Origin of the sequence: Streptosporangium sp. NPDC006007, from assembly GCF_040614315.1 — a bacterium.
GTDB lineage: Bacteria > Actinomycetota > Actinomycetes > Streptosporangiales > Streptosporangiaceae > Streptosporangium.
Genome location: NZ_JBEXUG010000026.1, coordinates 42863 through 63090 on the forward strand (window position 1 = coordinate 42863; position 20228 = coordinate 63090).

General features: G+C 71.4%; 15 protein-coding genes and 1 pseudogene. 12 read left to right on the top strand and 4 right to left on the bottom strand.

What is annotated here, in order from left to right; all coding sequences use genetic code 11:
- Nucleotides 1–45: 45 nt before the first annotated feature.
- A complete protein-coding gene (locus ABZ194_RS20330; protein ID WP_355598398.1) occupies nucleotides 46–1266 on the bottom strand; it encodes a cytochrome P450 in 1221 nt (406 codons plus the stop codon).
- 538 nt (nucleotides 1267–1804) lie between these two features.
- Between ABZ194_RS20330 and ABZ194_RS20335 the strand changes: the two genes are divergently transcribed.
- The 5 genes from ABZ194_RS20335 to ABZ194_RS20355 all read left to right on the top strand — a co-directional run bounded on the left by ABZ194_RS20335 (nucleotide 1805) and on the right by ABZ194_RS20355 (nucleotide 8365).
- Entirely contained in the window at nucleotides 1805–3946 is a 2142-nt protein-coding gene (locus ABZ194_RS20335; protein ID WP_355598400.1) for a SpoIIE family protein phosphatase, read from the top strand.
- Nucleotides 3947–4097: 151 nt separating this feature from the next.
- The gene (locus ABZ194_RS20340; RefSeq protein WP_355598402.1) at nucleotides 4098–4760 is read left to right on the top strand and encodes a 2Fe-2S iron-sulfur cluster-binding protein; all 663 of its coding nucleotides are present in this window, start codon (nucleotides 4098–4100) and stop codon (nucleotides 4758–4760) included.
- Nucleotides 4757–5743: a xanthine dehydrogenase family protein subunit M gene (locus tag ABZ194_RS20345; RefSeq protein ID WP_355598404.1), complete on the top strand. Its 987-nt coding sequence runs from the start codon at nucleotides 4757–4759 to the stop codon at nucleotides 5741–5743. The genes ABZ194_RS20340 and ABZ194_RS20345 overlap by 4 nt, the downstream gene beginning before the upstream one ends.
- Nucleotides 5740–7866: a xanthine dehydrogenase family protein molybdopterin-binding subunit gene (locus ABZ194_RS20350; protein ID WP_355598406.1), complete on the top strand. Its 2127-nt coding sequence runs from the start codon at nucleotides 5740–5742 to the stop codon at nucleotides 7864–7866. The genes ABZ194_RS20345 and ABZ194_RS20350 overlap by 4 nt, the downstream gene beginning before the upstream one ends.
- A 121-nt stretch (nucleotides 7867–7987) precedes the next feature.
- Entirely contained in the window at nucleotides 7988–8365 is a 378-nt protein-coding gene (locus ABZ194_RS20355) for a hypothetical protein (protein WP_355598408.1), read from the top strand.
- A 240-nt stretch (nucleotides 8366–8605) separates the two neighbouring features.
- Here ABZ194_RS20355 and ABZ194_RS20360 read toward each other — a convergent pair whose 3' ends face one another.
- On the bottom strand, nucleotides 8606–9457 hold the full coding sequence (locus ABZ194_RS20360) for a protein phosphatase 2C domain-containing protein (RefSeq protein ID WP_355598410.1): 852 nt from the start codon (nucleotides 9455–9457) through the stop codon (nucleotides 8606–8608).
- Nucleotides 9458–10066: 609 nt separating this feature from the next.
- On the opposite strand from ABZ194_RS20360, the gene ABZ194_RS20365 reads away from it, so the two are divergent.
- The 4 genes from ABZ194_RS20365 (at nucleotide 10067) to ABZ194_RS20380 (ending at nucleotide 13702) form a co-directional block, all read left to right on the top strand.
- Entirely contained in the window at nucleotides 10067–10678 is a 612-nt protein-coding gene (locus ABZ194_RS20365) for a DUF4142 domain-containing protein (RefSeq protein ID WP_355598412.1), read from the top strand.
- Between the two features lie 131 nt (nucleotides 10679–10809).
- Nucleotides 10810–11040 (top strand): ferredoxin, encoded by a 231-nt coding sequence (locus ABZ194_RS20370; RefSeq protein ID WP_355598414.1) that lies wholly within the window; start codon nucleotides 10810–10812, stop codon nucleotides 11038–11040.
- A complete protein-coding gene (locus tag ABZ194_RS20375) occupies nucleotides 11030–12424 on the top strand; it encodes an FAD-dependent oxidoreductase (RefSeq protein ID WP_355598416.1) in 1395 nt (464 codons plus the stop codon). Before ABZ194_RS20370 ends, ABZ194_RS20375 begins: the two co-directional genes overlap by 11 nt.
- A gap of 39 nt (nucleotides 12425–12463) precedes the next feature.
- A complete protein-coding gene (locus ABZ194_RS20380) occupies nucleotides 12464–13702 on the top strand; it encodes a cytochrome P450 (RefSeq protein ID WP_355598418.1) in 1239 nt (412 codons plus the stop codon).
- Nucleotides 13703–13783: 81 nt separating this feature from the next.
- Here ABZ194_RS20380 and ABZ194_RS20385 read toward each other — a convergent pair.
- A pseudogene (locus ABZ194_RS20385) lies at nucleotides 13784–14767 on the bottom strand (RNA polymerase sigma factor); the annotation flags it as partial.
- 449 nt (nucleotides 14768–15216) lie between these two features.
- Complete coding sequence (locus ABZ194_RS20390) at nucleotides 15217–15639, bottom strand: SgcJ/EcaC family oxidoreductase (RefSeq protein WP_355598420.1); 423 nt, start codon at nucleotides 15637–15639, stop codon at nucleotides 15217–15219.
- A 459-nt stretch (nucleotides 15640–16098) separates the two neighbouring features.
- Between ABZ194_RS20390 and ABZ194_RS20395 the strand changes: the two genes are divergently transcribed.
- The 3 genes from ABZ194_RS20395 (at nucleotide 16099) to ABZ194_RS20405 (ending at nucleotide 20227) form a co-directional block, all read left to right on the top strand.
- A complete protein-coding gene (locus ABZ194_RS20395; protein ID WP_355598422.1) occupies nucleotides 16099–17094 on the top strand; it encodes a DUF1702 family protein in 996 nt (331 codons plus the stop codon).
- A gap of 172 nt (nucleotides 17095–17266) precedes the next feature.
- Nucleotides 17267–18238: a DUF1702 family protein gene (locus ABZ194_RS20400; RefSeq protein WP_355598424.1), complete on the top strand. Its 972-nt coding sequence runs from the start codon at nucleotides 17267–17269 to the stop codon at nucleotides 18236–18238.
- Nucleotides 18239–18241: 3 nt separating this feature from the next.
- A complete protein-coding gene (locus ABZ194_RS20405) occupies nucleotides 18242–20227 on the top strand; it encodes a CRTAC1 family protein (RefSeq protein ID WP_355598426.1) in 1986 nt (661 codons plus the stop codon).
- Nucleotide 20228 lies beyond the last annotated feature (1 nt).

A 20228-nucleotide genomic window follows, 5' to 3' on the forward strand; every position in this document is an offset into this window, starting at 1 on the left:
CACGCCGCCCTCCGGAGTTCGCGCCTTACCCGGGGCGGCCCCGGGTCACCAGGTGACCGGTAGGCGGGTGAGACCGCCGGTGAGTGAGTCGCAGCGCTCGGTCAGCTCCTCGACCGGTACGGCCAGGGCCAGTGTGGGGAAGCGGTGGAAGATGGTGCCGAACACCGCTCTCAGCTCCACCCTGGCCAGGCCGGCCCCGATGCAGTAGCGCGCCGCGTAGCCGAACGCGAGGTGCGGGTCGTCGAGGGCGCGGCCGATGTCGAAGCGGTCGGGGTCGGCGAAGGTCCGCTCGTCGCGGTTGGCCGCCGTCGTGGCGATGACCACGGCCTCGCCGCGTCTGACGGTCACGTCGCCGATGGTCACGTCCTCGTGGGCGTAGCGGGGCATGCCGTGGTTGCCCGGTGCCGCCACCCGCAGGATCTCCTCCACCGCCGCGTCCGTCAGAGACGGGTCGGCGACCAGGGCGTCCCGCTGCGCCGGGTTGGCCAGCAACAGCAGCACGCCGTAGTCGATCCGGTTGACGGTCGTCTCGTGCCCGGCGAACAGCAGGCCCGCGGCGAGTGAGGCGATCTGCTCGTCGGGCGCGTCCATGGTGGCCAGATCGGAGAACACGTCGCCTGCCGGGTTCGCCCGCTTCTGGAGGACGATCTCCCGGGTGTAGGCGCCCAGATCGGTCATCGCCGCCCGGGCCCCTTCCGGATCGCTCAGATCCGTCATCGTGTCGGCCAGTTTCCTGAAGTGCTCGCGGTCGCCGTACGGCACGCCGAGCAGCTCGCAGATCACCAGCACGGGCAGCGGGAGGGAGAGGTGCTCGCGCAGGTCCACCGGGGGCGGCAGCTCGGCCATGCGGTCGAGCAGGTTGTCGGCGAGATCCTGGACGTGCGGGCCGAGCGCTCCCATCCGGCGGGCGGAGAAGGCCGGCGCGAGCATCCGGCGCATCCGCTCGTGCTCGGCCTTCTCGGTCTCGATCCTGCCGAGCGGGCCGCCGATCAGCACCGAGTTGGAGATCCTGGCGGCCCGCTCGGGATCGGGGGACGAGCGGCCGAGGCGCCGGTCGGCGAAGGCCTGCCTGGCCTCCTCGTAGCCGGACACCAGCCAGGCGATGTCACCCGTCTGGGTGCGCACCCGGGTGACCGGCCGGTGGGCCCGGAGCGTGCGGTACATCTCCGGCACGTCAAGCGGGCCGCTCCGTTCGAAGGGCAGTGTCGGGAGGCCCTCAGGATCGGGGTCGGCGGGGCCGGTCTGGTCGTTGACGCGATGGTCCATGGCCGGGAGACCCCCTGAGATCGACGGCAAGGCCGCACTCAAACGTCCCACCGGACGGCGTATCCGGCAAGAAGCTACGATCTTGCACTTTTCACGCGACGGTTCCACTTCGACCATACCTGTGGGCGGAGACCGGTGCCCGGCGTCTCCGCCGTTCCGGCGCCTCAGGTGTCCCGGGTGCCACCGCCGTCGCGGATCCGCGTCCGGCGGCACACGCTCCGCCGGCCGGATGACGGCCGGATGCCGACCCGATGAACGAGGCCGGTGGACGCCGTTCGCATGACTATCTCCCCATCAGATCGCCCCCATAAGACAGCAAATTTCATGATTAAGACACCAGTCTTGCGGTGTAAGCTGCCCAAAACCCCTGTTCAGCGAGGGTATCGTCCATATATGTGCAAGTTGTCGTGTCGAGTATCGGCGCCGGGACCAGCCGGTCCCGTACGTCGCGGGCAGAGCCGGAGGCGGAAGGACCGGCGTGCGGAAGCAGGGATGTGCGACGGCCCGGCGATCGCGGGCCGGAGGTGAGACATTGACGATGCCGGAGAGTTCTGCCGCCCTGAACGGCCGTTCCCAGTGGAACGGCCTCGACGCGCTGGCGAGGGACCTCGTCAGGACCCTGGACGAAATCGGTGCCCATACCGGTGCGGTCTACCTCCTGACGCCCGACACGCAGGTGCTGGAACTCGCGGTGATGAAGGGACTCCCCAGGGAGTTCGTCCGGCCGTGGGAACGGGTAAGCCTGAGCACCCCCATTCCGGTGACCGACACGGTCCGGGAGGGACGGCTGGTGTGGGTGAGCGGCGAGGAGGAGATGGTGCGCCGCTATCCGAGCACAGCCCTCACCCTGCCCTACGAGTTCGCGCTGGCCGCGGTGCCGCTGGCCGGCGCGGCAGAGGTCTACGGCGGGATGTTCGTGCTGTGGGCCGGCTCGCACTCCCCGTACCTCTCCCCCGGAGAGCGTGACTGCCTTACGGCCGTCGCCGCCGGCATGGGCAAGGAGCTGGAGGAGGCGGACAGGGTCGGCCACCGGATACGGGCGGAGCTCGAACCGCGCATGCTGCACGAGCCCAGCCCGGCGCCCGCCGAGGCGCTCCAGGCGGTGACGGCGCGCTTACCCGAGGGAGTCTGCGCCCTGGACATCACCGGTCGTATCACCTTCGTCACCCCCAAGGTGACCGAGCTGATCGGCGAGCCCGCCTGGCGGCTGGTCGGCTCCTACCCCTGGACCGCGGTGCCCTGGCTGAACGACCCGGTGTACGAGGATCGCTACCGCGCGGCGCTGATCAGTCAGCAGCCCACCTCCTTCGTGGCGCTGCGGCCACCGGACCGCTGGCTCTCCTTCGATCTCTACCCGAGCACCTCCGGCATCACCGTGCGCATCACCCCGGCCCTGGTGGAGTCCAAGGACGTCCCGGCACCCGCGCCGGCGGCCGGACCGGCGACGCCCACCCGGGTCGGCGCGCTCTACCACATCCTCCACCTGGCCAGCGCGCTCACCGAGGCCGCCGGCGTGCGGGACGTGGCGGACCTGGTCGCCGAGCGGATCGTACCGGCCTTCGGCGGCGACGCGATGGCCCTGCTGGCGGCCGAGGACGGGCGGCTGCGCGTGGTCGACGAGCGCGGCTACCCGCCCCACATCAGGGAGCAGTACGACCACCTTCCCCTGACCTCGCCCACCCCGAGCGTGCGGACGATGGTCACCGGGGTGCCCAGCTTCTTCGGCTCCCACAAAGAGCTCTACCAGCTCTACCCCTCGGCCGTCGCCCCGGACGACGGAATGGCCGCCTGGGCGTTCCTGCCGCTCATCGCCTCCGGGCGGCCCGTCGGCACGTGCATCCTCGCCTTCTCCCGGCCACACCGTTTCACCGTCGAGGAACGCGCCGTACTGACCTCGCTCGGCGGCCTGATCGCCCAGGCGCTGGAACGCGCCCGCCTGTACGACGCCAAGCTGGAACTCGCCCACGGCCTGCAGGCGAGCCTGCTGCCGCACGCCCTGCCCCACCTGCCAGGGCTGACCGCGGCCGTCCGCTACCTGCCGGGCACCGAGGGCATGGACATCGGAGGGGACTTCTACGACGTCATCCGGCTCGACGACGACACCGTCGCCGCCGTCGTCGGCGACGTCCAGGGGCACAACGTCACCGCCGCGGCCCTCATGGGCCAGGTGCGTACCGCGGTCCGCGCCTACGCCACGGCCGGCGCCGACGCGGGGGAGATCCTGACCCGGACCAACCACCTCCTGGTCGACCTGGATCCCGGCCTCTTCGCCAGCTGCGTCTATCTCCAGCTCGACCTGCGCCGCCACCTGGCGTGCCTGGCCCGCGCCGGCCACCCCCAACCCCTGCTACGCCGTCCGGACGGCGAGGTACAGGTGCTGGACGTCCCCGGTGGTCTGCTGCTGGGCATCGACCACGAGACCGAGTATCCGCACACGGAGGTCCCCCTGCCGCCCGGTACCGTCCTGGGCCTCTACACCGACGGCCTGATCGAGACCCCCGGGATCGACATCGACGACGCCCTGGCCGACCTCGGCGCAGAGTTGGCGCGCACCGGTGACCGGCCCCTGGAGGAGATCGCCGACGCGCTGATCCGGCACGCCCAGCAGACCAGCCACCGCAGCGACGACATCGTCCTGCTCCTGCTCCGTCTCGCCGCCGGATCCGACCCGGCTCCCTGAGCTCGTCCGCGACCTCGTCCACCCGCTGCCGTCACCCTCGCCCGCCCGGTTTCCTCCCTGACCTCCCGCCACCCGGCGGAGGCCGGACGGTCAAGGGCTCCTCTGCGAACACGGGGATAGGCAGGGGGAAGGGGTGGGTAGGAGAGCGCCCGTGAACGGTGAAGCGCACATCACCCGACCCGACGATCCGGCACCGTCCCCGATCACCGTGGACCTCCGGCTGTCGGTCAACCGGGACCGGTATCCGATCACCGTGGACACCCGCGAGACGCTTCTGGACACGCTGCGGGAGCGGCTCGACCTGACCGGGGCGAAGAAGGGATGCGACCACGGGCAGTGCGGGGCGTGCACGGTGCTGGTGGACGGCAGGCGGGTGAAGTCCTGCCTGACGCTGACGGTGACCTGCGACGACAAGGAGATCGTCACGGTCGAGGGGCTGGCGGGCGACGACGGGCCGCACCCCCTGCAGTCGGCGTTCATCGAACACGACGCCTTCCAGTGCGGATACTGCACCCCGGGGCAGCTCTGCTCGGCGGTCGGCATGCTGGCCGAGGCGGCGGCCGGATGGCCGAGCGCGGTCACCCCGAGCGCGATCACCCCTGGCGTCGGCGAACCCCGATCCGCCGGTGAGCCCCGCCTCGGCGGCGAGCCCGGACCGGGACCCGACGCCGGGATCCGCTCCGACGCCGGGAGCCGGCCCGGCGGGGCAATCCGCCTCGGCGACGAGGAGATCCGCGAGCGGATGAGCGGCAACCTGTGCCGCTGCGGCGCCTACGTCAACATCGTCGAGGCCATCCGGGAGGTGGCCCCATGAGACCCTTCGCCTACCTGCGGGCCACCGACGCGCGGTCGGCGGTGACCGCGTCCCGCGAGCGGCCCAACGCCATGTACCTCGGAGGCGGCACGAACCTGGTGGACCTGATGCGCCTGGGCGTCGCCCTGCCCGAGACCCTGGTGGACGTCACCCGGATCTCCTCCGGCACGGTCGAGGAGGGACCGGACGGCGCCCTGCTGATCGGCGCGGGCGTGCGCAACGGCGACCTGGCCGCCGACCCCCTCGTACGGCGGCGCCACCCGATGCTCGCCCAGGCCGTCCTGGCCGGAGCCTCGGGCCAGATCCGCAACATGGCCACGGTCGGCGGCAACCTGCTGCAGCGCACCCGCTGCTCCTACTTCCAGGATGTGTCCAAGCCCTGCAACAAGCGGCTGCCCGGCACCGGCTGCCCGGCCCGCGAGGGCGACCACCGCAACCTCGCCGTCCTCGGTCACTCCGGCGACTGCGTGGCCACCCACCCGTCCGACATGGCCGTCGCGCTGGCCGCGCTCGGCGCGATCGTCCACGTGGAGGGCAGGGGCGGCCCGCGCACCGTGCCGATGCCCGGACTGCACCGGCTCCCGGGCACCGAGCCGGAACGCGACACCGTGCTCGAACCGGACGACCTGATCACCCTGGTCGAGGTGCCCGCGCTGCCGTTCGCGACCCGCTCGCGCTACCGCAAGGTCCGAGACCGGGCGTCGTTCGCGTTCGCGGTGGTGTCGGTGGCGGCGGCGCTCGACGTGGCCGACGGTGTCGTGCGGGACTGCCGGATCGCGCTGGGCGGTGTCGCCCACGCGCCGTGGCGGGCGGAGTCGGCCGAGGCCGCGCTGCGCGGCTCGGCGGCCACCGAGGCGTCGTTCGCCGAGGCCGTGGACGCCGAACTGGCCCAGGCGAGGCCACTGCCGGAGAACGGGTTCAAGGTGCCCCTGGCCCGCAACGTGCTGATCCGCACCCTCGTCGATCTCGCGGAGGCATCGTGACCACCACGGCCAGGCCGTACGTCGGCTCGGCGCTGGACCGGGTCGAGGGCCTGGAGAAGGTGACGGGCCGGGCCGGATACGCCTTCGAGCACTCCCCCGACGAGCTGCTCTACGCCGTGCCGGTGCAGGCCGTCGTCGCCCGCGGTGAGATCCGCGTGGTCGGCGTGGACGCCGCGGTCGTGCTCCCCGGCGTGATCGCCGCCATCTGGTACGGCAACGCGCCCAGGCTGGCCCCCGCCGAGAACGCCGAACTGGATGTGCTCCAGTCCCGCCGGGTGGCCTACCGGGGCCAGTACGTCGCGGTCGTGGTGGCCGAGACGCCGGAGGGCGCCGGGGAGGCGGCCAGACTGCTGCGGGTGGAGTACGACGCCGAGCCGCACGACGTCGAGTTGCGCGCCGACCATCCGGACATGTACCGGCCGGACCGGGTCAACCCCAACTATCCGCCGGACACCGAGCGGGGCGACCCGGACGCCGCACTCGCCGAGGCCCGGATCGTGGTGGACGAGACCTACACCACGCCCGCCGAGCACAACAACCCGATGGAACCGCACGCCACGGTCGCGCTGTGGGACGGTGACGGCCTGACGCTCTACGACTCCACCCAGGGCGCCTCGGCGGTCAGGGACACCGTCGCGCCGCTCTTCGGCCTGCCGCCGGGCAACGTCCGGGTGATCTCCCCGCACGTGGGCGGCGGCTTCGGCTCCAAGGGCGCCCCTCTGTCGCCGGTGGTGCTCGCCGCGCTCGCGGCCAAGCACGTCGGCCGCCCGGTCAAGCTCGCGGTGACCCGGCAGCAGATGTTCGCGGTGACCGGCTATCGCACGCCGACGATCCAGCGGGTACGGCTCGGCGCGGACATCGACGGCCGGCTGACCGCGATCGTGCACGACGCCTTCGAGCAGAGCTCCAGGATCCGGGAGTTCGCCGAGCAGACCACCACGCCCACCCGGATGATGTACGCCGCGCCCCACCGCCGGACCACCCACCGGCTGGTCCGGCTCGACGTGCCCACCCCGGCCTGGATGCGCGCCCCGGGCGAGGCCCCCGGCATGTTCGCGCTGGAGTCGGCGATGGACGAGCTGGCCCTCGCGTGCGGGATCGACCCGATCGAGCTGCGGATCCGCAACGAGCCCGTCACCGACCCGGAGAGCGGTCTGCCGTTCAGCTCCCGGGGCCTGGTCGCCTGCCTGCGCGAGGGAGCCCGGCGGTTCGGCTGGGCCGGTCGCGACCCGGCGCCGGGGATCCGGCGCCGGGACGGCCTGCTGCTGGGGACCGGAGTGGCGGCCTCCACCTACCCGGTCTACCGCCGTCCCTCCCGGGCGACGGCCCGCTGCGAGCCCGACGGCACGTTCACCGTACGGATCGCCGCCGCCGACATCGGCACCGGTGCCCGGACCGTGCTCACCCAGATAGCCGCCGACACGCTGCGCACCTCGCCGGACCGGGTCCGGGTGGAGATCGGCGACAGCGCGTTGCCCACCGCCTCGCTGGCGGGCGGCTCGATGGGCACCGCCTCGTGGGGTACGGCCGTGGTCCGGGCCTGCGAGGCGCTGGCGGACGAACTCGACCGGCGGGGCGGCGACCCGCCCGCGGACGGCCTGGAGGCGGACGCCGACACCACCGAGGAGATCGACGCGCAGCCGCTCTTCGCCCGGCACGCCTTCGGCGCCCAGTTCGCCGAGGTCGCCGTGGACCCCGGCAGCGGGGAGACGCGGGTGCTGCGGCTACTCGGCGTGTTCGCCGCCGGGCGGATCGTCAACCCGAAGACCGCGCGCTCGCAGTTCATCGGTGGCATGACCATGGGCCTGTCGACGGCTCTGCTGGAGGAGAGCGTCATGGACCGCGAGTTCGGCGACTACCTCAACCACGACTTCGCCCAGTACCACATCGCGACCTGCGCGGACGTGCGCGACGTCGAGGCGGCCTGGATCGAGGAGGACGACCCGCACCTCAACCCGATGGGGTCCAAGGGCATCGGGGAGATCGGCATCGTCGGCACCGCGGCGGCCATCGCCAACGCGGTGCACCACGCCACCGGCATCCGGGTCCGCGACCTGCCGATCCGCCTCGACAGGCTCCTGCGTCAGTCCCGAAACTCCGCCCCCTCCTGGCCACGGCGGTAGCCGGGGGACGGGACCGGCTGTGCCGCGCCGGTGACCGCCGATGGGCGCGGATGCCCTGTCCTCCCCGGGGCACGGCGCGGTAACGTCGTGTTGTCGAATCCCGACCATGGAGGGAGACGATATGCCGAACGATCCCGATCACGTGCTCGACGCCATCGACGGAGTCGTCGACGAGTGGCTCGCCATGAGCGAGGACTCCATGCGCTGGGCACCACCGGAGAAGTCGCCGCCCAGATCACGGCTCGCACTGCCCGCGCCACCCCTGCCGCACGTCATGGAGGAGCTGCTGCAGGGGGTCGGCGCGCACACCCACGCCGTGGTCGAGGTGTTCCGCCCGCTGGGAGAGGGGGTGATCGGCGCGTTCACCTCGCTCTTCGACAACCCCGTTGTGCGGCATCTGCTTGATCCGGCCGACTGGCCCGAGGAGCACGAGCCTCTCGACGTCGCCGAGTACGGCGAACCGGGCCCGGAGCCAGGGCCGGAGGCCACGCCGGAGTAGGAGTGGGAGCCGGGGCGGGAACGGGGATGCGGGCAGGAGCCTGGATCGCCGCCCGCGGGGGAGGACCATCCCGGCCCCCGCTAAAAGTTCGTAAACGCGGGAAGCCCGTAAGCCCGGGAGGCCCGGGAGGCCCGTAAAACGCGATGGGTCCGGGAGACCCGTGAAACGCGGGAGGCGCGGGAAACTCAGGCCCGCCCGGGTGGAGGGTGTTCCGCTCGGGCGAGGGCCGCGCGGGCTGTCTCAGAGCATCCAGCCGCAGATCGCGGTGCGGTCGCCGTCGTGGGACTCGGCCCGGAAGCTGAGCTGCCAGTAGAACTCCGGCAGGGAGGGCGCGGCCGGCTGCGCCCACCAGGCCGACATCTGGTCGCTGACCTGTTCACCGCGCATCGGCCTGGCCAGGCCGCCCGTGCAGAGGAGCAGCATGTCGCCCTGCTGGAGGTCCACCGCGGCGGTCTGCGCCCGGCCGGCGTCCCGGGGGAGCGTGCCGGGCGCCGGCGAGCCGGGCTCCTCGGCGAAACACGGCGTCCAGCGGCCCCGGCGCAGAAGCATCGCCGTACCGTCGCCGACCCGCGTCACGTGGGCCCGGCGCGCGCCGATGTCGATGACCGAGGCCAGGAGGGTGGTGCGGAGGGCGTCCACCGATACCCGGTCACGCTCGGCCCGCCGATGGAGGTCGTCGGCGACGTCCTCGAAGAAGTAGGCCGGTGGGGTCCCGTGCTCGACGTGGTCCAGGAGGTCGGCCAGGTTGCCGTACGCGGCCGAGCACGCCTCCGCCGAGCCGACATGCGACAGCTCTCCGCCCCCCGTGCCTCCGGCGACGCATGTGAGGAGCCGGGAGCCGTCGATCTGCCACATGCCCATCGCGTCCTGGCGTGGCGCTCCACGGTGGCGGTGGGCTTCTCCCCTGACCGAGCCCGCCCGGACGGCCAGTCCCGGCAGGTCGGCGCCGTCCAGCTCGCTGTCCGGCCGTTTCCCGGTCACGTCCGGGATCGTGTCGGGAGCCGGACGCGGTGTCGGCACGTGGCCGATGACGAGCGGGTCGAGGATCCTCGCCGCCGGGCTGAATCGTGACCTCGCCTGGAGTCGCTTCACGTTCGCACTTTCTCTTCGATCCGATGTCAGACCGCGTCCACGGAGAGAGGGGGTATTCCCCTGATCCGGGCGGGGGTGATCAAACGCGCGCCGGTCGAGGCGGACGGCGGGCTCGCGGCGTCCGGGGACACCCCCGCTCTCTCACGGACGGCGCTCTTTCGGTCACTGGAGGCATTGCTCTTATTTCCGACAGATCATTTGATATCGGGAATCAGGTGGGCTGTTGCGGTATGGCGTATGTCAAACCGACGTGGCGGCGGATGGCGGGGTTTACCGCCATCCCGGAAAAACTTACCAACGTGACGTGAGCCGATCCTGCCGGGTGGCATGGATTCCGTCTGTGAGCGGTTAAGCGCGAGAACTAGGTGCAAATTACGGGCGGCCGACGCGGAGGTCGTCCATGCTCGGGCGGGCAGGCGGGCAGGCGGGCAGGCGGGCAGGCGGGCAGGGAGGGGAGGGGCGCGCTTCGCACGGGCCGGGGCCGGGGCTGACTCTTCTCTATAGAGCTTTTGTTAGCATTTACCAATAAATGCTTCTATTTCGGTAAATATCAGCGCATATGGGAAGAAGGTGCTAGTTCCCGGCAAGAACTGATCGACGGAGGTTTCAATGATTCGCAGGATCATCGTCCTGCTGGCCGTCGCGGTGGTCGTACTGGGCGGCAGTGTCAGCGGCGTACTCGCTCAACCGGCGCTCAACCAGCAGGACAAGCAGTTTCTGGCCCAGGCGCACCGGTCCAACCTGGCCGAGATCCAGGCGGCCAAGCTCGCCGAGCAGAAGACGAACAACCAGAGCATCCGGACCATCGCCCGGAGACTGGTCGTCGACCACACCAAGCTGGACGCGAGCGTACAGCGGGTGGCCCGGACGGCCGGGGTGCCGCTGCCGGACAGGCCGGGCCCGAAGCAGGCCGACACGCTCAGCAGGCTGTCGAAGCTGAGCGGGGCGGCCTTCGACGCCGCGTGGCTGAGGGCGCAGGTCGCCGGTCACCGCCAATCCCTCGTCAACATCGGCAAGGAGTTGCAGGGCGGGTCGTCCGCCGAGGTGAAGAACCTCGCCACGACGGCCAAGCCCATCGTGCAGGGACACCTGGAGATGCTGCAGCAGGCCCGGAGCGGCACCGGCGGTTCGCCCTCGCCCCGGAGCACCCCGTCCGGCACCCACCGGGGCACTCCCCGGAGCACTCCCACCGGCACCCACCCGGCCACGCCGACCCGCTGAGCGGGTGGAGAGGGTCGGCAAAGATAGCGCCAAAAGCCGCAACACGGCGATTCCGGATGATGTTTTCCCTGGTCACCGGCCTAGGCTGAGCAGCACCTGATGGCCGTACCCGTTGAAGGGACAGCGTCCTCGTGAGGCTTGTCGTCGATCTCAACCGGTGCCAGGGATACGCGCAGTGCGCCTTCCTGGCACCGGACGTCTTCACCATGCACGGCGCGGAGGCCCTGCTGTACGCGCCCCGAGCCGAAGAGATCCAGTACGAGCAGGTCATGAGGGCCGTCGCCGCCTGCCCGGTGCAGGCCATCACCGTCGGCCTGCCCGACCCGCAGGTCACCGCCGGGGAACTCGCCCGTGGCCGCTGACGGAGCCGCGCAGGAGTTCAGGCGCCACGGGCGCGCCGTCGTCGTCGGCGCCTCCCTGGCGGGTCTGCGGGCTGCCGAGGCGCTGCGCGAGGGAGGCTTCACCGGGTCGCTGACCGTGATCGGGGACGAGCGGCACGATCCTTACGACCGGCCGCCGCTGTCCAAACAGGTCCTGCTGGGCCGGATATCGGCCGACGACACCGCGCTGCCCCGGCGCCGGGCGATCGACGCCCGGTGGCGGCTGGGCGTGGCCGCCACCGGGCTGGACCTGGCCGAGAGACGGGTGCGGCTGGCGGACGGCGAGGAGGTCGAGTTCGACCGGCTGCTGATCGCCACCGGCGCCCGTGCCCGGCCCTGGTTCAGGGAGACCGAGGCCGCCCTGGACGGGGTCTTCGTCCTGCGTACCCGCGACGACGCTGCCCGGCTCACCCGGCGGCTGTCCGCCGGGCCCCGCAGGGTGCTCGTCGTCGGCGCGGGCTTCACCGGCTCCGAGATCGCCTCAGCCTGCCGTGAGCGGGGCCTGGAGGTCACGGTCGCCGAACGCGGGCCCGCCCCCCTGGCGGGAGCGCTCGGCGGAGTGGTCGGCGCGATCGCGGCGGAGTTGCAGCGCGGTCACGGCGTGGACCTGCGCTGTGGCATCACGGTGACGTCGCTCGAAGGCGACATGGCCGGGAGGCTCAGGCGTGCCCACCTGTCCGACGGAGCCGTACTCGACGTCGACGTGGCGGTGATCGGGCTCGGCGCGATACGCAACACCGAGTGGCTCGCCGGCTCCGGACTGGCGGCCGGCCCCAGGGGCATCGCCTGCGACGCCGGATGCCGGGCCTTCGACGTCCACGGCATCGTCACCGACGACGTCTTCGTCGCCGGGGACGTCGCCCGATCCCCTCACCCGCTCTTCGGATATCAGTTCCTCTCCCTGGAACACTGGGGGAACGCGGTCGCGCAGGCCGAGGTCGCGGCCCACAACATGATCAGCTCCGGGCTCGACCGCCGCCCGCACCTGTGGGTTCCGGCCTTCTGGTCCGCCCAGTTCGGGGTCAACATCAAGTCGGTCGGTGTTCCGCCCCTGGGCGACGAGCTCGTCGTCACCCAGGGCGCGCTCGCCGAGCACCGCTTCGTCGCGGCCTACGGCTCCCAGGGCCGTTTCATCGCCGCCGTCGCCTTCGACCAGGCCAGGTGGCTGGACTTCTACCGGGTGCTGATCGAGTCGGCGGCGCCCTTCCCGCCCGTCTTCACCAACGTCGACAGACGGCCGGAGGGGATGCGGCCGGTTCCGGCCGACTTCCCCGACCCCTCCCTGCCCACCCACGGACCCACCGTGACGCTGAGCGGTTACTCGCCCAGCGAGCGGCGGCTCAGTTTCACCCCGGCCCGCGCCTGACGGCGGCCGCCCCGACCGAACACCTTCGAGGACCCCGCGATGACGCCAGCCACCCTGCTGCGGCAGATCACCGACTACGCGAGCCGTGCCAACCCGTACCCGCTCTACGCGGAGCTCCGCAAGACACCAGTGGCACGTCAGGAGAACGGCGTGTACACGGTCAGCACCTACTGGGAGATCGCCGGTCTGCTTCAGGATCCGCGGGTCAGCTCCGACATGCGCAGCCGCGCTCCACAGGCGGCGTGCGGCCCGCTCGCGGAGCCGGAGGAGGACACGATCCTGCCCCCCAGCTTCATCGGGCTCGATCCACCCGAGCACGACCGGCTGCGCGGCCTGGCGATGCGGTCGTTCGGGCCGCCGCACACCCCCAGGCGGATCCACGACATGCGCGCGGAGCTCACCCGGATGGTCTCCGGCCTGATCGACGACTTCCAGGGCAGGGGCCAGGCCGATATCGTCGACGACCTCGCCTACCCCTTCCCGGTGATGGTGATCTGCAAGCTGCTGGGGGTGCCCCACCAGGACGAGGCGCGCTTTCACGTCTGGGCCGACGCGGTCGTCGCCGGTCTCGAAACCGAACCCGCCGAGGAGGCCGGCGCGCGGCAGCGCGCGGCCCAGCAGGCCCGGCTGGAGCTGGGCCGCTATCTGGCCGGGCTCATCGAGGAACGCCGCCGCGCCCCCGGTGACGACATGCTCTCGGCGATGGCCGCCGGTCACGGCCCCGCCGAGCGGCTGTCTCCGGTCGAACTGGTCACCACCGCCATCCTGCTCCTCATCGCCGGCCACGAGACCACCGTCAACCTCATCGCCAACGGAATGCTGACCCTGCTCCGTCATCCCGATGTCCTCAAGCGGCTGCGGGAGGAGCCCGGCCTGGCCGTACCGCTTGTCGAGGAGCTGCTGCGCTACGAGCCCCCGGTGCAACTGATACCCCAGCGCACCGCTCTCACCGACATCGACATCGGCGGCACCACCATCCCCAAGGGGGCGCCGATCTGGCTCGTCGTGGCCTCAGGCAACCGGGACCCCCGCCGCTTCCCCGATCCGGACAGGTTCGACCCCGAACGCCGGGACAACCAGCATCTGGGCTTCGGCAGCGGTGTCCACTACTGCTTCGGCGCGCCGCTGGCCCGGCTGGAGGCGCAGATCGCCCTGGCCGAGATCGCCCGGCGGCTCGGTGACCCCCGGCTCGTGGACGACCCGCCGCCCTACCGGCGCAATCCGGTGCTGCGCGGCCCGCGCCACCTCCAGGTCGCGTTCGACGGCCTCACCGTCTGAGACGGGCGGTCGCCGCACCGGCGCCGGGGAACCCTCAAGGGGAGCCGGTCGCCGGGACCTTCGAGGGGAGATGCGCCGCCGTCAGCTCAGGTAGTCGCGCAGGGCCTGGGAGCGGGACGGGTGGCGCAGCTTGGTCATCGTCTTGGCCTCGATCTGCCGGATGCGCTCGCGCGTCACCCCGTACACCTTGCCGATCTCGTCCAGCGTCTTCGGCTGGCCGTCGATGAGCCCGAAGCGCATCGACATCACCCCGGCCTCCCGCTCGGAGAGCCCCGCCAGGACCGCGCGCAGCTGCTCCTGCAGGAGGCTGAAGACCACCGCGTCGTCCGGGGTGATCGCCTCGGAGTCCTCGATGAGGTCGCCGAACTCGCTGTCGCCCTCGGTGCCGAGCGGGCTGTGCAGCGAGATCGGCTCGCGTCCGTACTTCTGGATCTCGACGACCTTCTCGGGGGTCATCTCCAGCGCGGTCGCCAGCTCGTCGGGGGTGGGCTCGCGGCCGAGGTCGGAGACCATCTGCCGGTGCAGGCGGGCCAGCTTGTTGATCACCTCGACCATGTGGACCGGGATGCGGATGGTCCGCGCCTGGTCGGCCATGGCCCGGGTGATCGCCTGTTTGATCCACCAGGTGGCGTAGGTGGAGAACTTGAACCCCTTGGTGTAGTCGAACTTCTCGACCGCGCGGATCAGGCCCAGATTGCCCTCCTGGATCAGGTCCAGGAAGAGCATGCCCCGGCCGGTGTAGCGCTTGGCCAGCGAGACCACCAGGCGGAGGTTGGCCTCCAGCAGGTGGTTCTTGGCCCGATGGCCGTCCTCGGCGATCCACTCCAGCTCGGCGCGGACGTCGATGGGCAGGCGGTCGTTCTCGACGCTCAACCGCTCCTGGGCGAACAGCCCCGCCTCGATGCGCTGGGCGATCTCGACCTCCTGCTGGGCGTTGAGCAGGGGGACCTTACCGATCTGCTTGAGGTAGTCCTTGACCGGGTCGGTGGTCGCTCCAGCGGCCGCCGCCAGAGCGCTGGGGATGTCATCATCCTCGTCGGCCAAGATCAGCACGTTGTCCTCAGCGGAGGCCGTCACGGCGATCACACCCTTCATGAAGCCGGCAGGGCAAACACCTGTGCACTTCAAGGTATGTCCTGCGAGGGTGTGCTGCGGCCATGCGGGGCCGGAGAATCCGGTGCGGCGCCGATGTTTCGGCTCTTTCCCGTCTCTCTACCCCGAACCGATGTGGCATCACCTTGTGATCAGTGACATTTCTCTGCCGGAAAAGACCCCGCGCACCGTACCGGTCCACCTGGCGGTGATCGTCCCGCCGCGGGCCGTGGGAAGACGCGACCCCGCCCAGCTCAACCCCTGCGATCTCGTGGTGATGCCGCTGCCGTCCAACGTGCCGATGGAGACGCCCTCATCGGCCGGGACGACTCCATCGGCGGAGCCGTTCTCGGCACGACCGTGCTGCTCGGGGGAGACGCCCCGGTGGTGTGGACCGGCCGGAGAGTCCGGCCGGCGGGCGGTCAGCCGGCGCCGACGGGGGTGTTCTGGTAGGCCGTGATGAGCCAGTCCTGTTCCCGCCGGATGAGCACCCAGCTCGCCCGGATGGCGCGTTCGGGCGAGACCTCGGTCTCGCCCGGCGCCAGTATGCCGCCCTGCGTGATCAGCAGGGCGGTGTCGGGGCCCAGCGGTTTGAGCGCGAGGGGCTTTCCGGAGACCCGGGTTCCCCGGTAGGGGCCGGCGAACGCCTTCGCCATGAACGAGCGGACCTCCTCGCGGCCCCTCAGATAGACGTCGCCGGGAAGGATGAGGCTTCCGTCCTCGGCGAACATCGCGGCGAACGCGTCGGCGTCGTTTACGGCCCACGCCGCGACGATACGCTCGGGAACGTTCTGTATCGCGGCCTCGTCGTCGGCGAGGATCGCCGACACATTGTCACTGGACATTGTGTTTCCTTCCGCGAAGATTGGCGAGCGTTGGCGGGTTGCTGTCATTTCGACGGCCGTGACATCCAGACGGGGCCCTCCGGCCGCGGCGCCGGTCCGCTGTTTCCGGCCTGTTCTCGACGGCTTCCCGACGTGACCGGCAGCGGGCGCCTTCCCCGAGCCCCGGCGGCAGCGGGAATCGGCGGTCGGCCGGTATATCCCCTCCCGTGGCCGCCGGCCGGGTCCGGTCGGCCGCCGATCCTCACCGCCCGACCCTGACATGCCCCCGCTCCCCGGCACATCTCCTGGATTGCGGCGTTGGAGGATCGGCTCCGCCGCCCGGATCGGGGCGGCGGCGAAGTGCCGGGGCCGCGACCGGCACCGCACTCCAGGAGATGCGCCCGGCCGGCCGGCGAACAACCATGAAGTGGTCATGCCGGTGGCGGACGGCTGCCGCCGGCCGGAGGCGGGGAGGGGGCCATGCCGACCATTCTCGGCTCGCTGCGCAGTCTCCTGCTGGCGCCGTCCCTGGCCAAGGTGACCTTCGAAAAACGAGGCTTCCCGGTCACGCGGTCGGAGGCCACCCAGCGGCTTGAGGCGATCCCCCAGGCGGTGGTCTGCGGGTTCGAGTGGGGCATCAACGCGCGCGACCGGTGGGAGGTCGAACGGCGGCTCGCCATGGTGGACCCCGAACTCCGCGGCTTCGCCTACGAGGGCGCGACGATGGCGTTCACCGTCCTCGACGCGATGGGCGGCGGCCGGGGCGGCCGCACCCGGGACCTGATGCTGGGTCCGGGACGGCCGCACATCTTCCTCACCTACATCGGCGTCGGCTTCGCCATGGCGCGGCTGCCCCGGCCGCTGTGGAAAAAGGTGGTCCCCGATCTGAGCGGGTCGGCGTACTACCCGGTCATGAGCTGGCTGGCGGTCGACGGGTACGGCTTCGACCGCGCCTACTTCGACACCCGGCGCTGGGTCGAGGAGCAGAGGGTGCCCGCGCCCTATCCCTGGGAGGGCTCGCCCGGCTACTTCCCCCGGGCACTGGACCAGGGCGTCGGCCGGGCGCTGTGGTTCATCCACGGCGCCCAGGTGGCCGACGTCGCCACCGCGGTGGCGCGTTTCGCCGACCACCGGCGGGCGGACCTGTGGAGCGGGGTGGGGCTGGCGGCGGCGTTCGCCGGCGGCTGCGACCCGGCGGCCCTGGCCGCGCTGCGCCGGGAGGCCGGAGTCCACCGGCCCGAGCTCGCCCAGGGCGTGGTGTTCGCGACGAAGGCCCGTGACCACGCCGGGTTCGTGCCGCCGCACACCGAGACCGCGGCGGCGGCCCTGGCGGACCTGTCCGTCGAGGCCGCCGTCGCGCTCGCCGACGCCACCGCCGTCGACACCGGGGGTTCGGACGCGGTCCCGCCGTACGAGCTGTGGCGCCGCGCGGTGCGCGCGCACTTCCTCCCGGTGATCGGCCGCCTTCCCGGCTGACGTCCCGACCGCCCCGGCCGTACCGGAAATAGCCTTCTCCTTTTTCGGAAAGTTTTCTGTGGATTCGCGTGAGCACGTTTGAAGTAGACAGCGGGTTGGGCTGCTTGTGTAGGTTTGTCAAGAGATCATATTAAGAAGAAGGATCTATTCGACGAGGGGCGTGAGACACCAGGTGGCCAATGTCTGGAGGGCGCTGAGGCGCCGTGTTCTGACACCGAGTGTCTCGGCCACTAAACTCGGGACGCGCGGTTTCAATGAGAAAAACCCGGTCGCCGTGAAATTGCTGGAAACAATCGGGGAAACATTTCTCACCGGCTACGCCTACGCGGCCGAGGCGCGCTCTCCCGCCGAGGCCGAGGCGCGTCTGGAAACAATTCCGACGCGATATCGCGGTTTCGCCTACGAGGGGGCGGGGATGGGCTTCGCCGTCCTCGACGCGTTGCCGTTCGGCGGCGGAAAGGTCGCCGGATTCCTCGCGGGCCGGGGTGACGACCACGTCTACATGGTCTACGTCGGGATCGGCTGGGCGATGGCCCGGCTGCCGAGGTTGCGATGGCCCGAGCTCTCCGCGTCCGACCCGCTGCTGCGCTGGCTCGTGCTCGACGGGTACGGCTTCCACCAGGCATACTTCCGCACCGATCGTTACGTGCGCGCCCAGTTCCAGGACCCGCGCTTCCCGTGGACGGCCGACCGCTTCCAGTGGTACGCCAACCGGGCCGTCGACCAGGGCGTCGGGCGGGCCATGTGGTTCGTCGGCGGCACCGACGCCGGCCTCGTCGCCACGATGATCGAGAAATTCCCCGAGTCCCGCCGGGCCGACCTGTACGCCGGTGCCGGGCTGGCCGCCGGCTACGCGGGTGGCGCCGACGAGGAGGAACTGCTGGCCTTCTGGCAGCGCGCCGGCCGGTACCGCCCCCAGGTCGCCCAGGGCTGCGCGTTCGCGGCCGAGGCCCGGCTGCGGGCCGGGCTGGTGGTGCCGCACACGCTGGCCGTCACCCGGGTGTTCTGCGACATGACGCCGGAGCAGGCGGCACGGATCAGTGAGAAGGCCCGCCCCGAACAGCCCGTCCAGGGTGATGTGCCGGCCTACGAGGTGTGGCGGCGGCGTATCGCCGACGAGTTCGTATCCCTTGGGAGGTGTTAGGACGTGACCGCGACAGTTGGCCTGCTGCGCAGGCAGTTACCGGGAATCGTCGCTCTCGTGCTGATCGTGAGCACATTCCTGGTGGCCCGTCTGCCGTCGCCCTCGGCCGCCGAGACGAGCCTTCTGGCGAGCAGGTACGCGTTCGCGCCGATGTCCGTCGCGCTGCCGGGAGGTTTCCGGCAGCAGGGGATCCGCAAGGTGAACCCGGACTACGAGCACATCGACGCGTGGATCTCCTCGGTCGGGGCGGCGATCGCGATGAACGACCTCGACGGCGACGGTCTCTCCAACGACCTGTGCCTCGTCGACCCGCGCATCGACCGGGTCGTGGTCACCCCGGCACCCGGCGGGCGCGCGGACCGATACGCGCCGTTCGCGCTGGAGACCGGCGCGCTGCCCATGAACGACCACATCGCGCCCATGGGCTGCGTCCCGGCCGACCTCAACGAGGACGGCCGCCTGGACCTGCTCGTCTACCTGTGGGGTCGCACGCCGATCCTCTACCTCGCCAGGGCCGAGGCCGACGGGCTCAACGCCGCCGCCTACCAGGCGACCGAGCTGGTTCCGGGCGCGAACGCCGTCGGCGGCACCTACACCGGGCCGCGGTGGAACACCAACGCCGCCACCGTCGCCGACTTCGACGGGGACGGGCACGACGACGTCTTCATCGGCAACTACTTCCCCGAGAGCCCGGTGCTCGACTCCCGTGGCGGCGGCGTCGTGCACATGAACCACTCGATGTCCAACGCGCACAACGGCGGTGAGGACTACTTCTTCCGCTGGGCCTCGGCCACCGCCGGCCCCCGGCCCTCGGTCACCTACCAGAGGCTCGACGACGTCCTGCCCAGGGTCGCGTCGAAGGGCTGGGAGCTCGCCGCCGCCGCCACCGACCTCGACGGCGACCAGCTCCCCGAGCTGTACCTCGGCAACGACTTCGGTCCCGACCGGATGTTCTACAACCGGTCCACGCCGGGACACATCAGGCTCTCCCTCGTGGAGGGCGTGCGCACGCCGCTGATCCCCAAGTCCAAGACGGTCGGCCACGACTCCTTCAAGGGCATGGGCGTCGACTTCGGCGACCTCGACGGCGACGGCGTCTACGACATGTTCGTCAGCAACATCACCACGTCGTTCGGCATCGAGGAGAGCAACTTCCAGTTCATGTCCACGGCCAGGGACCAGGCCGACCTGCGCGCGAGGCTGCGCGAGGGCGAGGCGCCCTGGGAGGACCGCAGCGCCCAGGTGGGCACCGCCTGGTCCGGGTGGGGGTGGGACGTCAAGATAGACGACTTCGACAACAGCGGCGTCCCCGCGATCGTCCAGGCCACCGGGTTCGTCAAGGGCGAGGTCGACCGGTGGCCGCAGCTGCAGGAGCTGGCCACGGCCAACGACCAGCTGCTGCAGAACCCCTACTGGTGGCCGAACCTGCGGGCCGGCGACGACATCGCGGGAACCCAGGCGCTGCACTTCTTCGTCAAGGGGAGCGACGGCCGGTACGTCGACCTGGCCGGGCGGCTCGGCCTGGCCGTACCGGTGCCCACCCGGGGGATCGCCACCGGTGACGCCGACGGCGACGGCCGGATCGACTTCGCGGTCGCCAGGCAGTGGGCCGAGCCGGTCTTCTACCACAACCGGAGCCCGGCCCCCGGCGCCTTCCTCGGACTGCGGCTGACCCGCGAGGCCGCGCCGGCCGCGGGGGCCACGAAGGCCGCGGGGACGCTGCCGGCCCCCGGCTCACCGGTGACCGGCGCGCAGGTCACCGTGACGACCCCGGACGGGCGCAGGCTCATCGGCCGGGTCGACGGCGGCAGCGGCCACTCCGGCAAGCGCAGCAGCGACGTGCACATCGGGCTGGGCCCGAACGTCACCGGGCCGGTGCGGGCGCACCTGCGGTGGCGCGACCGGACCGGACAGGTACACGACCAGGATCTTCAGCTGACCCCGGGCTGGCACTCGCTCCAGCTCGGCCGGCAGGCCAGGGAGAAGTGAT